Consider the following 14720-nt stretch of genomic DNA (forward strand, 5'->3'; position numbering starts at 1 on the left):
CCGTGCCCGACGAGGGAGGAGAGCGCCGCCATGACAGACCGCGCCCCGCAGCCGGTGGACCGACAGCTGCCCACCGAGGAGTCCCGGGACCTCCTCGCGCTCGTACGAGAGATCGCGCAGCGGGAGATCCGCCCCCGGGCCGCCGAGGAGGAGGACTCCGGGCGGTTCCCGCGAGAGGTCTTCACCCTCCTCTCCGAGGCGGGCCTGCTCGGCCTCCCGTACGCCGGCGAGTTCGGCGGCGGCGAGCAGCCGTACGAGGTCTACCTCCAGGTCCTGGAGGAGCTGGCCGCGGCCCGCCTGACCGTCGGCCTCGGCGTCAGCGTGCACTCCCTGGCCTGCCACGGCCTCGCCGGCTACGGCACCAAGGAGCAGCAGGGCGCCCACCTGCCCGCCATGCTCGGCGGCGGCCTGCTCGGCGCCTACTGCCTCTCCGAACCGGCCGCCGGCTCCGACGCCGCCTCGCTCACCACCAAGGCGGTCCGCGACGGCGACGACTGGATCATCACCGGCACCAAGGCCTGGATCACCCACGGCGGAGTCGCCGACTTCTACACCGTCCTCGCCCGCACCGGCGTCGAGGGGGCCAAGGGCATCACCGCGTTCCTGGTCCCCGGGGACGCGGAAGGCCTGACGGCCGCCGTGCCCGAGAAGAAGATGGGCATGAAGGGCTCGCCCACCGCCCAGCTGCACTTCGACGGCGTACGGGTGCCGGACGCGCGCCGCATCGGCGAGGAGGGGCAGGGCTTCACCATCGCCTTGGCCGCACTGGACGCGGGGCGGCTCGGGATCGCCGCCTGCGCCATAGGGGTGGCCCAGGCCGCGCTCGACGAGGCGCTCACGTACGCGCTGGACCGCAAGCAGTTCGGACACCCGATCGCCGACTTCCAGGGACTGCGCTTCATGCTGGCCGACATGGCCACCAAGATCGAGGCGGGCCGGGCGCTCTACCTCGCGGCGGCGCGGCTGCGTGACGCGGGCAAGCCGTTCTCGCGGCAGGCGGCGATGGCCAAGCTGTTCTGCACCGACGCGGCGATGGCGGTGACGACGGACGCCGTGCAGGTCCTGGGGGGCTACGGCTACACGGCGGACTTCCCGGTCGAGCGGCTGATGCGGGAGGCCAAGGTGCTCCAGATCGTCGAGGGCACCAACCAGATCCAGCGCATGGTCATCGCCCGCCACCTGGCGGGTCCGGAGACGCGGTAGGCGCACGGGGCGGCACCCGGCCGGGCTCAGCCCCCGAAGAGCGGGCCGTTCGGCCAGATGGGGGAGGAGGCGATCCGGGACCACTCCGGGTCGCGCCGGCCCGGCACGGTCCGGCCGTCCTCGGCCCAACGGGCGATCATGGCGCTGTAGATGGGCGGGTCGGGATACCGCTGCCGACCCCCCTGCTGAACCGATTCTTCGTAACCGGCCGCCATCGGCCGCCGACGGCGGCCCATCCGCGGCGTGGAAGTCTCAACGGTGGTCATGCCGAAGCAACGCGCCACCAGGGCGCCGGGTAACCGCCGGGCGGGCCCGGGGATCCGTTCGAGGGGGTCGTTCTGCGGGGCGGGGGCTCCGGAGTTGTCGGGACCCAAGTGCTCCGGCACCAGAGAGGGTTTGGGGGTTTCCCGCCAGTCCCATAGTCCTTCCGGGGCGGCCCGGCCTGTCAAGGGCGCTCCTCCTTCGTCGTCGCGTCGCTTCGCGATGGCCTACGGCCACCCTTGACAGACCGACCCACCCCGGAAAGACAAGGACTGCCGGGAACCCCCCAAGGAACGGTCCACGGGTCAGACGCATCCACACGGGCAGAGCCAGGGAGCCGGCGCCCGCTCCCCAATCTGCCTTCCGGCACCCAACAGCGGCGAGGAGCCCACCCGAGGCGGGAGACGCGCCAGATCGCTACGCGCTCCTCATCCCTCAGCGTCTGACCACCGCCTGCGGCTGGTCCACCCCGCACCGGACAGCGGAGACAAGCCCCTCGGGTAGCGGTGGGCGCGTCAGATCGCCACGCGCTCCTCATCCCTCAGCGTCTGACCACCGCCTGCGGCTGGTCCACCCCGCACGAGACAGCGGAGACAAGCCCCTCGGGGAGCGGTGGGCGCGTCAGATCGCCACGCGCTCCTCCCGGCTCAGCGTCCGCCGCCCGTCCGGGCTGGACGTATGACCAGCCCATGGCGGGGTGATCGCCGCCGGATCACCTCAGCCGCGTAGCGATCCGTGGCGGCCCCTTTCCCAGCCCCAGACGGCCGCCGGACGCTGAGAAGCGAGGAGCGCGTAGCGATCTGACGCGCCCACCGCTCCCCGAGGGGCTCCTCGCCGCTGTTTCGTGCAGGTTGAGCCGCCCCTGGTCCGGACATGCCTCCTGGCGGGGCCGGATGGGCGTCTGCCTGGCGGCCGGGTCCCTTGGTGCTGCCCGGCGTGGGTGGTGGGCCTGGGCGTGCAACTCGGGAAGCGGCCCGCACTTCCCTGACCCTCCCCGGGTGGATGCGTGTGACCCGTGGACCGTTCTTTTGGGGGCTTCCCGTCGGTCTTCGTTTTTCCGTGGCGGGCCGGTCTGTCAAGGGTGGCCGAAGGCCATCGCGAAGCGACGCGACGACGAAGGAGGAGCGCCCTTGACAGGCCGGGCCGACGCGGAAGGACGATGAGACTGACGGGAAACCCCCAAACCTTCTCTGATGCCGGGTAACCGGGCCCCCGCCCCCCGAAGCCCCCGCCTCAGCTCTCGGTCCGCCCGGCGCGCCCCGCCGCCCCACCCCCACCCCCCCCGGCGCATCCTGCCCCCCTGTCAGGTCGTGCCAGAACCCTGGCCCCGAGGGCGGTTTCTGACGTACCGTCATATCCGCCTGGGCCGACCGGCCCAGCCCCTCGGCCCGCGCCCGCGCCCGCGCCTCGCAGCCCCCGCCCCCGTCCAGGAGGTTCGCCATGTCCGCCGACCGGCCCATCGGCCTCGACGAGTACCCCATCCACCAGGCCCCCCTGTCGATGAAGCACCTCGTCAGCGGTGACCGCAACGCCTACGACCGCTGCATCTTCCACGTCTTCGACCACGCGGGCCGCGCCGTCCTCATCCTCGGCCTCGGTGTCTACCCCAACGCCGGGGTCATCGACGCCTACGCCACCCTGCGCATCGGCGACGAACTGCTCGCCGTCCGTGCCTCCGACGCCCTCACCGACGACCGGATGAACCTCTCCGTCGGCCCGCTCTCCATCACCGTCGACGCCCCCCTCCGCCGGCTCACCCTGCGCTGCGCCGCCGATCCCGACGACCCGGACGGGCTCTCGTACGACGTCACCTGGACCGCCGAGTTCCCGGCCGTGTGGGAGCCCCACCACGTCCAGCGGCGCGGCGACCGGCTCATGCTGGAGGGCCGCCGGTTCGTGCAGGCCGGGAACGTCACCGGCACCATCCGGGCCAAGGGCGAGGAGTTCACCCTCACGCCCGGGGAGTGGACCGGCACCCGCGACCGCAGCTGGGGCGTGCGCCCGATCCCCGGTGAGGACGGCGGGCGGGCCGCCGAGGAGTACCGGCCCGAGGGCTTCCACTGGCTCTGGATCCCCGTCCGCTTCGCCGACCGGTTCCTCATGGTCATCGCCCAGGAGGACGCCGACGGCCACCGCACCCTGAGCGAGGCCGTCCAGGTCTTCCCCGAAGGCAGCGGCCGCCACGACGTCCAGCTCGGCTGGCCGCACACCGAGATCCGCTACCGGTCCGGCACCCGCCACCCCGAGACCGCCGTCGTTCACCTCACCGATCCGGCCCGCAAGCCCCTCGAACTCGGCGTCGAGATACTCAACTCCTCCCCGCTCGCCGTCGGCGCCGGCTACCCGCCGGCCGCCGACTGGCAGCACGGCAGCTGGCAGGGGCGCGGCTGGACCGACCGCCGCGTCTACGACCTCTCCGACCCCGCCGCCCACCCCATGGCGGCGTTCGGGGTCACCGACCACTCGGCCCGCTTCACCCTCGACGGGCAGACCGGCCACGGCATCTTCGAACACGGCAGCTTCGGCCGGCACGACCCGAGCGGCTTCACCGACTACTCCTCCGTCGCCCCGTAGGTCCAGCCGCCCGGTCCCAGCAGCCAGTTCCCGTAGGAAAGGGGTACCCATGGCCACTGCACCACGTCCGCGCACCTCCACCCGCGAGCCCGAAGAGCTCGGCCGGCGCCTCGCCGCCTGGCTGGACACCAGGCTCCCCGGCGCCAAGGTCACCAACGTGTCCGTCCCCGGGTCCAACGGCATGTCCAGCGAGACCCTGCTCTTCGACATAGAGCACCCCGACGCCCCGGTCCGCGCCTGCGCACTGCGGCTCGCCGCCGACCCGGCCGCCTACACCGTCTTCCCGACGTACGACATGCCGCGCCAGCACCGCGTGATGAGCCTGGTCGCCCGCCACACCGACCTGCCCGTCCCGCGCGTGCAGTGGCTGGAGGAGGACCCGGAGCCGCTCGGGGCGCCGTTCTTCGTGATGGCCCGCGCCGAGGGCCGGGTACCGCCCGACGTCATGCCCTACACCTACGAGGGCAACTGGCTGCACGCCGCCACCGACGCCGAGCGCGCCGGGCTCCAGGAGGAGAGCATCTCCCTGCTGGCCCGCCTGCACGACCAGTTCCCCGGCAAGGAGGCGGAGTTCCTGCTCCCCGAGGGTGCGGGCAGCCCCCTGCGCCGCCACGTGGACGCCCAACGCGCCTACTACGCCTGGGTGGTCGCCGGACTCGCCCCGTCCCCGCTCATCGAGCGGGCCTTCGACCGCCTGGAGGAACTCTGGCCTGCGGACGAGGGGCAGGCGGTCCTCAACTGGGGCGACGCCCGCATCGGCAACGTCATCTACGACGGCTTCACGCCGGTCGCCGTCCTGGACTGGGAGATGGCGGCGTACGCCCCGCGCGAGGTGGACCTCGGCTGGACGGTCTACCTCCACCGGTTCTTCCAGGACCTCACCGTGAGCTTCGGCCAGCCCGGCCTGCCGGACTTCCTGCGCCGCGAGGACCTGGAGCGCCGCTACGCCGAACTCACCGGCCACACCCCGCGGGACATGGAGTTCCACACCCTCTACGCCGCCCTGCGGCACGGGATCGTGATGCTGCGCATCGCCTACCGGCAGGCGCACTTCGGCGAGGTCGAGATCCCCGCGGACCCGGACGGCCTGATCCTGCACCATGCCAGCCTGGCCGCCATGGTGCAGGGAACGTACTGGTAACCGCGGAAAAGGAGCCCCGGAGGGCCGTCAGGCCGCCTGCGCGTGCTGCTGCCGCGTCTGCTGCTGCGGCAGCACGGGGCTCATCATGCGCACCGGACGCGAGCCCGGACCGCCGACGTGCGAGAAGGGCTGCGTCCGCCAGTCCAGCCCCTGGGGCAGGCTCAGGTGGACCACGGGCTCCAGCTCCTGCGCCTCCCCGGGCTGGATCAGCCCGACGGTCGGCAGCGCGTCGGTGGTGGGCCGTCCGGTGCCCGCGCACACCGTGAGCCCGAAGGGGTTCCACGGGGTCAGGCAAAGGGCGTGCTGCGGCAGGAACTCCTCGTCGGCGACGAGGGCGATCGACTGGCCGCAGTCGGGGCAGACCGCGTGATGGATCTCGAAGCCCTCGCCGTCGTCGAGGTATTCGACGTCGGGTCCCTCCTCGGTATCGAGAAGTTCCAGGGGCTCCGGTTCGGTGCGACCGGCGCGCTTGGTGTTCAGCATGGATGTACTCCCCCTTGGGTGGGCCGGGCGGGCAGGTTCTTCGGCCTCGGCCACACCAAGCACTTCCCGTCGCGCGGCACGAGTAACCACAACAGCCCTCCCTACGCCTGCATACCCCTGTGGCCTTGGTCACATGCCCCCTGCAGGTGCCGCCAGTGGGTGGACAGCACTGGGCCTGGAGCGCACTTGGGCCTTAGGTTGTGCGGCTATGAGCGCAATGGAGGAGCTGGACCGCCAGATCGTGGATCTGCTCGTGCGGGACGGGCGGATGAGCTACACGGATCTGGGCAAGGCCACGGGACTGTCCACGTCGGCAGTCCATCAGCGAGTACGCCGGCTGGAACAGCGCGGTGTGATCCGCGGCTATGCGGCCGTGGTCGACCCCGAGGCCGTCGGCCTTCCGCTTACGGCCTTCATCTCGGTCAAGCCGTTCGACCCGAGCGCCCCGGACGACATCGCCGACCGGCTGGCCGGGGTACCCGAGATCGAGGCCTGCCACAGCGTCGCCGGCGACGAGAACTACATCCTCAAGGTCCGCGTGGCCACCCCGCTGGAGCTGGAGGACCTCCTCGGCCGGCTCCGCGCCCTCGCCCACGTCTCGACGCGCACGACCGTCGTCCTGTCCACCCCCTACGAGGCCCGCCCGCCCCGCATCTGACCGGGCCGGCGTTCGCGGCGCGGGGCCCCCTCGGACGGCACCCGCGTCCGCCCCCGCCCGTCCGAGGGGCGAGACTGTTCCCCATGACTGACCGCACCGCCAACTCCGCCGACGCCGCCGGAGGCACCCGCACCGTGCTCCTCCGCGGCGGCGAGGTCCACAGCCCCGCCGACCCCTTCGCCACCGCGATGGTGGTCGAGCGCGGCCACATCGCCTGGGTCGGCTCCGAGGGCGCGGCCGACGCCTTCGCGCAGGGCGTGGACGAGGTCGTCGACCTCGACGGGGCGCTCGTCACGCCCGCCTTCACCGACGCGCACGTCCACGCCACCTCCGCCGGCCTCGCCCTCACCGGGCTGGACCTGACCGGAGCCCGGTCCCTCTCCGCCGCGCTGGACCTCGTACGCGCCCACGCCGCGAGCCGTCCGGCGGACCGGGTGCTCCTCGGGCACGGCTGGGACGCCGCCCGCTGGCCCGAGCGCCGCGCCCCGCGCCGCGCCGAGCTGGACGAGGCCGCCGGCGGGCGTCCGCTCTACCTCAGCCGCATCGACGTGCACTCGGCCGTGGTCACCACCGCCCTCCTCGACCTCGTCCCCGGGGTGCGGCCGGCCGGTGACGAGCCGCTGACCCGCGACGACCACCACGCCGTACGGCGGGCCGCCCTCGCCGCCGTCACCCCTGCCCAGCGCGCCGAGGCCCAGCGGGCCGCCCTCGACCGGGCCGCCTCCCTCGGGATCGGCTCCGTACACGAGTGCGGCGGGCCCGACATCTCCTCCGCCGAGGACTTCACGGCCCTGCAGGACCTGGCCGCCGAGCGGCCGGGACCGCGCGTCTTCGGCTACTGGGCCGACCGGGACCTCGACCGGGCCAAGGCCCTCGGGGCCGTGGGAGCCGCCGGGGACCTGTTCGTCGACGGGGCGCTGGGCTCGCACACCGCCTGCCTGCACGCCCCGTACGAGGACGCCTCGCACACCGGCACCGGCTACCTCGACGCCCGGGCCGTCGCCGAGCATGTGGCCGCCTGCACCGAGGCGGGCCTCCAGGCCGGCTTCCACGCCATCGGGGACGCGGCGATCACCTCCGTGGTGGAGGGGGTCCGGGCGGCCGCCGAGAGGGTCGGCCTGGCGCGCGTCCGCGCGGCCCGGCACCGGGTGGAGCACGCCGAGATGATGACCCCGGACACCATCGCCGCCTTCGCGGAGCTGGGCCTCACCGCCTCCGTGCAGCCCGCCTTCGACGCGGCGTGGGGCGGCGAGGACGGCATGTACGCCGACCGGCTCGGCGCCGAGCGCGCCCGCACCCTCAATCCGTACGCGGCGATGCTCAAGGCCGGTGTCCCGCTGGCCTTCGGCTCGGACGCGCCGGTCACCCCGCTCGACCCGTGGGGCACCGTGCGCGCGGCCGCCTTCCACCGGACGCCCGAGCACCGCATCTCCGTACGGGCCGCGTTCACGGCCCACACCCGGGGCGGCTGGCGGGCGCTGGGCCGCGACGACGCGGGCGTCCTCGTCCCGGGCGCCCCGGCCGACTACGCGGTCTGGCGGACGGCCGAACTGGTCGTCCAGGCCCCCGACGACCGGGTCGCGCGCTGGTCCACCGACCCCCGCTCCGGCACCCCCGGGCTGCCCGACCTGACGCCCGGCGGCGAGCTGCCGGTGTGCCTCGCGACGGTCGTCGGCGGCCGGGAGGTATTCGTACGCCCACAGGGGTGATCCGGCGGGCCTCGGTTCGGTGCGGGCCCCCGGACCCGGATAGGTTCGGCCGGGTCCACCACAGGACGTCCGTGCCGGACGGATCCGTCTGCTCAAGCGCGCCCGCGCCTCGGGGGCGAGGGAAGGTTTCGCCGGTGGGGGCACCTCCAGCGGCAGTTGGGGGAGGGTGGCCCCGGGTCGGGGCCCGGCGGTCCAGTAGACAACGGTCGTGGCGGCCCGCAGCCAGCGGGAGTCCGATCGGCCCGAAGGACCGCGGGCTCCGACCACTGTTCTAGAGTCGTTCTCTGCGACCAGACGTACAGGATGTGCGGAAGCACAAAAGGGGACTCAGTGAGCGACGGCGGACAGCGGACCTACGGGCCGCTCGGAACAGCCTTGGTGATCATTCCGACCTACAACGAGGCGGAGAACATCGGGCTGATCGTCGGCCGCGTCCGCGCGGCGGTGCCCGACGCCCACATCCTGGTCGCGGACGACAACAGCCCGGACGGCACGGGCAAGCTCGCCGACGAGCTGGCGGCCGGCGACGACCACGTCCACGTCCTGCACCGCAAGGGCAAGGAGGGGCTCGGCGCGGCCTACCTGGCGGGCTTCGTGTGGGCCCTGGAGGCCGGCTACGGGGTGATCGTCGAGATGGACGCCGACGGCTCCCACCAGCCGGAGGAGCTGCCCCGCCTGCTCACCGCGCTGGCCGGCGCCGACCTGGTACTCGGCTCGCGCTGGGTGCCGGGCGGCCGGGTGGTGAACTGGCCCAAGAGCCGCGAGATCCTCTCGCGCGGCGGGTCCACCTACTCCCGGCTGATGCTCGACGTCCCGATCCGCGACGTGACCGGGGGCTACCGGGCCTTCCGCCGCGAGACCCTGGAGGGCCTGGGCCTGGACGAGGTGGCCTCCGCGGGCTACTGCTTCCAGGTCGACCTGGCCCGCAGGGCCGTGCAGAAGGGCTTCCGGGTGGTGGAGGTGCCCATCACCTTCGTCGAGCGGGAGTTCGGCGACAGCAAGATGAGCAAGGACATCGTGGTGGAGGCCCTGTGGCGGGTCACCCAGTGGGGCCTCAAGGCGCAGGCCGCCAAGCTGCTGCCCGGCAGGCTGCTGCCCGGCAAGGGTGAGGACGCGGGCGACCGCAGGGCCTGACCGGCCCGCCCGCCGGCCCGGGGACCGTGCGGCCGCGGCCCCTAGGGGTTGCCCGGCACCTCCGGCTGAGGCCGCTCTTACGCCGGTCCGGGCACACTGGGGGTATGACGACCGGCGTTCCGACCTCGACGGCCCCCCGGCGGCGCTCGCCCGCCCGCACCTTCCTTCCCCTGGCGGTAGCCGCCTGGCTGATCCTGGAGATCTGGCTGCTCAGCCTGGTCGCGGGGGCGGCCGGCGGGCTGACCGTGGCCGCGCTGCTCGCGGGCGGGATGGTCCTGGGCGCGGTGGTCATCAAGCGGGCCGGGCGCCGAGCCTTCAAGAACCTCAGCGACACCTTCCAGCAGGCCCAGCAGGGCACCGCGCCCACCCCGCAGCAGCCCGGCCGGGGCAACGGCCTCACCATGCTGGCGGGCCTGCTCCTGATGCTGCCGGGGCTGATCTCCGACGTGGCGGGCCTGCTGTGCCTGCTCCCGCCGGTCCGGGCCTGGATCGGCCGCCGCGCGTCCCGCTCGCTGGAGCGCAGGATGACCTCGGCGCCCGCCGGCGGCTTCGGCGACGCCTTCCGGCAGGCCCGTATCCACTACCCCGACGGCAAGATCGTCCAGGGCGAGGTCATCCGCGAGGACCGGCCGCAGGGGCAGCAGGGCCCCGACACCGCCTACCGCCCGCCGCTGGCCCCGTAGGACATGCCGAGGGGCCCCGCCACAGTGTGGCGGGGCCCCTCGGCGTATATCCGGCGTCCGGCTGTCAGGCGGACTTGCGGCTGTCCCGCGGATGCACGGCAATGTTCATGGCGCCGGAACGGAGGACCGCCAGCCTTTCGGCCAGCACTTCCTCCAGCTCCTCGCGGGTGCGCCGCTCCATGAGCATGTCCCAGTGCGTTCGCGCGGGCTTGCCCTTCTTCTCTTCGGGCCCGTCCCCGTCCACCAGGAGTGCCATGGCGCCGCACGCCTTGCACTCCCACTCCGGCGGAATTTCTGCCTCAACCGAGAACGGCATCTCAAATCGATGTCCGTTCTGGCATGCGTACTCCACCGCCTGGCGCGGGGCCAGATCGATGCCGCGGTCCGTCTCGTAGCTGGTAACCACGAGGCGCGTACCGCGGAGAGCTCGCTCACTCATGAATCGTGCCTCCCGGGCTTGTCGCCCACAGGACAGGTGTCGCTGTCGTCGTCATCCGGTCAACGTCCGGTCGGCGGTATAGATTCCCGCTCCGGGTCATGCGTCGCCCGTCGTGCCGCCCCTTGTTGTACCCACCAATGCCCGTTTTGTCACATCTGGCAGCAGATGTCACCCAACGTCTACACTTCTTATGCGCGCAGTAACGGTCCGCCTGGCAGGCCAAAGGCGTACACTACCGGCCCTTTGCTTCAACGTCTAAATTCGTTCGGAATTCGTTCGCAGATCCGGGCCGGACGCACGCGCGGATCCGCTCTCCGCCTCAGATCCGCTCGGGTACAGGATTGCCTGCCGCCTCCACCGCGCGCCGCACCGGCACTCGCGCCAGCAGCACGAAACCCAGTGCGAAGAAGACCACCAGCGAGATGATCGCGTCCCGGTAGCTGCCCGTGAGCTGGTACGTGAGGCCGAAGACCAGCGGGCCCACCCAGCTCAGCCCGCGGTCGCTCATCTCGTACGCCGAGAAGTACTCGGCCTCCTTGCCCGCCGGCACGAGGTGCGAGAAGAGCGAGCGGGACAGCGCCTGGCTGCCGCCCAGCACCAGCCCGATCATCGCGGCGAGTGCGAAGAACCACACCGGGGTGCGGGCGGGCAGGAAGTATCCGGCCGCCAGCGTCAGCCCCCAGGCGGCCAGCGAGCCGAGGATGGTCCGCTTGGCGCCGTGGGTCCGGGCCAGCCGCCCCATCCCCAGCGCTCCGGCCACCGCCAGCACCTGCACCAGCAGGACCGCCCCGATCAGGGTGGACTGCTCCAGCTCCAGCTCCTCCGACCCGTAGACGGAGGCCTGGGAGATCACCGTCTGCACGCCGTCGTTGTAGATCAGGTACGCCAGCAGGAACGACAGGGTCAGCGGGTAGCGCCGCATGTCCTTCAGCGTGGCGACCAGCTGCTTCCAGCCGCTGACGGCCGGACCCGCCCCGGGCTCCCGGACCACCGCCCGGTCCCGCAGCCGGCGCAGCGGGATCAGCGCGAAGGCCCCCCACCACAGGCCCGCCGAGGCCAGGCAGATCCGTACGGCCGCGCCCTCGGAGAGACCGAAGGAGTCGTGGCCCATGTAGAGCACCAGGTTCACGACGAGCATCAGGGAGCCCGCCGTGTAGCCGAAGGCCCAGCCGCGCGAGGACACGGTGTCCCGCTCGTCCGGGGTGGAGATCTGCGGCAGGTAGGCGTTGTAGAGCACCATCGAGACGGACAGCGCGGCATTCGCCACGACCAGCAGCAGCCCGCCCAGCAGGTAGCGCTCGCCGCCCAGGAAGAACATCCCGGTCGTCGCCGCCGCGCCCGTGTACGCGGCCGCCGCGAGCAGCGGCTTCTTGCGCCCCGTCCGGTCGGCGACGGCCCCCACGAGCGGCATGAGCAGCACGGCCAGGATCACCGAGGCCGAGACCGAGTACGCGAAGAAGGACCCGGCCCGCACCGGGATGCCCAGCGGGTGCACGAAGCCCTCGGCGTCCGCGGCGGCCTTGGCCACCGAGGTCAGATAGGGGCCGAGGAACACGGTGAGCACGCTCGCCGAGTACACCGAGACGGCGAAGTCGTAGAAGTACCAGCCCCGCTGTTCGCGCTTGCGCGCGGCCGCCGCTCTGCCGTCCTCGGCGCCCGGTTCCGCTTCGTCCGTCGTCTGCGCACTCATGGGTGCCCCCTCGCCTGTCCCCGTACCGCACGGGCCGCCGCGTCCGCGCGGGGGCCCGTGCGGGCATGTCAGGCCCAGGCTCCGCGACGGTCCAGCACCGTGCGCAAGATGTCGATCCGGTCGGTCATGATGCCATCGACACCGAGGTCGAGGAGAGCCTCCATACGTTCCGGTTCGTTCACGGTCCAGACGTGCACCTGCAGGCCCCGCTCGTGGGCGGTCCGCACGAAGCGCCGGTCGACCACGCGGATGCCCGCCTGGGTCTCCGGGACCTGGGCCGCGACCGCCCCCACGCGCAGCGCGGCGGGGATCGCGTACGAGCGCAGCCGCAGGCCGAGCACCCCGCGCACCCCGTACGAGGTCGCCAGCCGCGGGCCGGCGATCTTCTGGGCGCGGGCCACCCGGCCCTCGGAGAAGGAGCCCACGCAGACCCGGTCCCAGACCCCGGCCCGGGCGATCAGGTTGACCAGCGGGTGGAGCGCCGACTCGGCCTTGACGTCGATGTTCCAGCGGGCGTCCGGGAACTCCTCCAGCAGTTCCTCGAAGAGCGCGAGGGGCTCGGTGCCGCCCACCCGCGCCTCGCGGATCCGCTTCCAGGGCAGCTCGGCGATCCGGCCCTGCGCGTCGGTCACCCGGTCCAGCGTGGAGTCGTGGAAGGCGACGAGCTTCCCGTCGACCGTGGCGTGCACATCGGTCTCGAAGTACCGGTAGCCGGCCTCGGCGGCCCGGCGGAAGGCGGCGGCGGTGTTCTCCAGTCCGTCCGCGGCGCCTCCCCGGTGCGCGAAGGGGATCGGAGCCGGGTGGTCCAGATACGGATGGCGAAGGCGTACGTGCGTCACAGCGGCAGTATCCCGCGCGGTGGCGAGAGGTGGTGGTCCGGCGGGTGAACGGCGCACGGGGAGAGGGCCACGCCCCCTGGTGCGAGTGGACTGGTCCGTGACAGTCTGTGTCTCCAGAGACCGATCCAATCCAGGCCTCCGACTCACCCCGCGAGGCCAATTCGATGAAGGTGGACCGAACGCCATGGCCGAATGGACCTCAGCGGTCGGTGCCGCACAGCTGGCCCGCCTCATCACCTCCCAGCAGGACCGCCCCCCCGCCCCCGGCTCCCGCAAGCTGCCCGCGTACCGCACCCTCGCCGACGGGATCCGCCTCCTCGTCCTCGAAGGCCGCGTCCCCGTCGCCGCCCGGCTCCCCGCCGAGCGGGAGCTGGCCGTCGCCCTCTCGCTCAGCCGCACCACCGTCGCCGCCGCCTACGAGGCCCTGCGCGGAGAGGGGTTCCTGGAATCCCGCCGGGGCGCGGGCAGCTGGACCTCCGTACCCGCCGGGAACCCGCTCCCCGCCCGCGGCCTGGAACCGCTGCCCCCGGAATCCCTGGGCTCCATGATCGACCTGGGCTGCGCCGCCCTGCCCGCCCCCGAGCCGTGGCTCACCAAGGCGGTCCAGGGCGCGCTGGAGGAACTGCCCCCGTACGCGCACACCCACGGCGACTACCCGGCCGGCCTTCCCGCGCTGCGCCGCATGCTCGCCGAGCGCTACACCGAGCAGGGCATCCCCACCATGCCCGAGCAGATCATGGTCACCACCGGCGCGATGGGCGCCATCGACGCCATCTGCAGCCTCTTCGCGGGGCGCGGCGAGCGGATCGCCGTCGAGTCCCCGTCCTACGCCAACATCCTCCAGCTGATGCGCGCCGCCGGGGCCCGCCTCGTACCGGTGGCCATGGCCGGCGGGCTGGCCGGCTGGGACATGGACGTCTGGCGCCAGGTCCTGAGGGACTCCGCCCCGCGCCTCGCCTACGTCGTGGCCGACTTCCACAACCCCACCGGAGCCCTGGCCTCCGAGGAGCAGCGCCGCGCGATGGTCGAGGCGGCGCGCTCCGCGGGCACCGTCCTCGTCGCCGACGAGACCATGCTGGAGCTCAAGCTGGACCCGGGCCTGGAGATGCCCCGCCCGGTCTGCTCCTTCGACCCGGCCGGCAGCACGGTGATCACCGTCGGCTCCGCCAGCAAGGCCTTCTGGGCCGGCATGCGGATCGGCTGGGTCCGGGCGGCCCCCGACGTCATCCGCAGCCTGGTCGCCGCCCGCGCCTACGCCGACCTGGGAACCCCCGTGCTGGAGCAGCTCGCGGTGAACTGGCTGATGCGGACCGGGGGCTGGCAGGAGGCCGTCGGGATGCGCCGCGAACAGGCCCGGGAGAACCGCGACGCGCTGGTCGCGGCCGTCCGACGGGAGCTTCCGGACTGGGAGTTCGAGGTCCCGCAGGGCGGCCTGACGCTGTGGGCCCGCGCGGGCGGACTCTCCGGCTCCCGGCTGGCCGAGGTGGGCGAACGGGTCGGCGTACGGGTCCCCTCGGGCCCCCGCTTCGGCGTGGACGGGGCCTTCGAGGGCTACGTCCGCCTCCCCTTCACGGTGGGCGGCCCGGTCGCCGAGGAAGCCGCCACCCGCCTGGCCTCGGCAGCCGCCCTAGTGGTCACGGGCGCCGCGGGCAGCACCTCGGAACCCCCCCGCACGTTCGTGGCGTAACACCCGGCCCGCCGGGGCAGGGGTGTCGTCCGCCCGTCGGGGGTGGGGACGGGGTGGGGTGTCGTCCGGGACTAAAACGAGATGATTTCGGCGCAAGCCCCCGCCGGACGAAGCAACGCCGGAGTGGGCGCCGAACATCGAAGCCCGTCCCGGACGACACCCCACCCCCGGCCCCGGGCCCGCGCCCCCGGGGCCGCGCGGCGGCCCCCCCGGCCGGGC

At 73.2% G+C, this 14720-nt stretch carries 12 protein-coding genes; 8 read left to right on the top strand and 4 right to left on the bottom strand.

Features of this window, described 5'->3' with window-relative positions; genetic code table 11:
• Nucleotides 1-30 precede the first annotated feature (30 nt).
• The 3 genes from ACFTXQ_RS21000 to ACFTXQ_RS21010 all read left to right on the top strand — a co-directional run bounded on the left by ACFTXQ_RS21000 (nucleotide 31) and on the right by ACFTXQ_RS21010 (nucleotide 5179).
• Nucleotides 31-1203 carry an acyl-CoA dehydrogenase family protein gene (locus tag ACFTXQ_RS21000; protein WP_382642845.1) on the top strand — a complete coding sequence of 391 codons (1173 nt, stop codon included), beginning with the start codon at nucleotides 31-33 and terminating at the stop codon, nucleotides 1201-1203.
• A gap of 1701 nt (nucleotides 1204-2904) precedes the next feature.
• Complete coding sequence (locus ACFTXQ_RS21005; RefSeq protein ID WP_382642847.1) at nucleotides 2905-4038, top strand: hypothetical protein; 1134 nt, start codon at nucleotides 2905-2907, stop codon at nucleotides 4036-4038.
• A 49-nt stretch (nucleotides 4039-4087) separates the two neighbouring features.
• Nucleotides 4088-5179, top strand: a complete 1092-nt coding sequence (locus ACFTXQ_RS21010; RefSeq protein ID WP_382642849.1) for a phosphotransferase family protein — start codon at nucleotides 4088-4090, stop codon at nucleotides 5177-5179.
• A 27-nt stretch (nucleotides 5180-5206) separates the two neighbouring features.
• On the opposite strand, the gene ACFTXQ_RS21015 is transcribed toward ACFTXQ_RS21010, so the two are convergent.
• Complete coding sequence (locus ACFTXQ_RS21015) at nucleotides 5207-5662, bottom strand: hypothetical protein (protein ID WP_382642851.1); 456 nt, start codon at nucleotides 5660-5662, stop codon at nucleotides 5207-5209.
• A gap of 217 nt (nucleotides 5663-5879) precedes the next feature.
• Between ACFTXQ_RS21015 and ACFTXQ_RS21020 the strand changes: the two genes are divergently transcribed.
• From ACFTXQ_RS21020 to fxsA, 4 genes are all read left to right on the top strand, one after another.
• Complete coding sequence (locus ACFTXQ_RS21020; RefSeq protein ID WP_179178588.1) at nucleotides 5880-6320, top strand: Lrp/AsnC family transcriptional regulator; 441 nt, start codon at nucleotides 5880-5882, stop codon at nucleotides 6318-6320.
• Between the two features lie 83 nt (nucleotides 6321-6403).
• Nucleotides 6404-8029 carry an amidohydrolase gene (locus tag ACFTXQ_RS21025; protein WP_382642853.1) on the top strand — a complete coding sequence of 542 codons (1626 nt, stop codon included), beginning with the start codon at nucleotides 6404-6406 and terminating at the stop codon, nucleotides 8027-8029.
• Nucleotides 8030-8359: 330 nt separating this feature from the next.
• Nucleotides 8360-9163: a polyprenol monophosphomannose synthase gene (locus ACFTXQ_RS21030; protein WP_382642855.1), complete on the top strand. Its 804-nt coding sequence runs from the start codon at nucleotides 8360-8362 to the stop codon at nucleotides 9161-9163.
• 104 nt (nucleotides 9164-9267) lie between these two features.
• Nucleotides 9268-9846, top strand: coding sequence for an FxsA family membrane protein (fxsA, locus tag ACFTXQ_RS21035; RefSeq protein WP_382642857.1), 579 nt, complete (start codon nucleotides 9268-9270; stop codon nucleotides 9844-9846).
• 64 nt (nucleotides 9847-9910) lie between these two features.
• On the opposite strand, the gene ACFTXQ_RS21040 is transcribed toward fxsA, so the two are convergent.
• From ACFTXQ_RS21040 to ACFTXQ_RS21050, 3 genes are all read right to left on the bottom strand, one after another.
• Nucleotides 9911-10285 carry an RNA polymerase-binding protein RbpA gene (locus ACFTXQ_RS21040; protein ID WP_007262928.1) on the bottom strand — a complete coding sequence of 125 codons (375 nt, stop codon included), beginning with the start codon at nucleotides 10283-10285 and terminating at the stop codon, nucleotides 9911-9913.
• A gap of 319 nt (nucleotides 10286-10604) precedes the next feature.
• Complete coding sequence (locus ACFTXQ_RS21045) at nucleotides 10605-11975, bottom strand: MFS transporter (protein ID WP_382642859.1); 1371 nt, start codon at nucleotides 11973-11975, stop codon at nucleotides 10605-10607.
• A gap of 68 nt (nucleotides 11976-12043) precedes the next feature.
• On the bottom strand, nucleotides 12044-12814 hold the full coding sequence (locus ACFTXQ_RS21050) for a glycerophosphodiester phosphodiesterase family protein (RefSeq protein WP_382642861.1): 771 nt from the start codon (nucleotides 12812-12814) through the stop codon (nucleotides 12044-12046).
• A gap of 184 nt (nucleotides 12815-12998) precedes the next feature.
• On the opposite strand from ACFTXQ_RS21050, the gene ACFTXQ_RS21055 reads away from it, so the two are divergent.
• Entirely contained in the window at nucleotides 12999-14501 is a 1503-nt protein-coding gene (locus tag ACFTXQ_RS21055; RefSeq protein ID WP_382642863.1) for a PLP-dependent aminotransferase family protein, read from the top strand.
• The last annotated feature ends 219 nt before the right edge of the window (nucleotides 14502-14720 follow it).

This window comes from Streptomyces sp. NPDC057010, from assembly GCF_042673805.1.
Classification (GTDB): domain Bacteria; phylum Actinomycetota; class Actinomycetes; order Streptomycetales; family Streptomycetaceae; genus Streptomyces.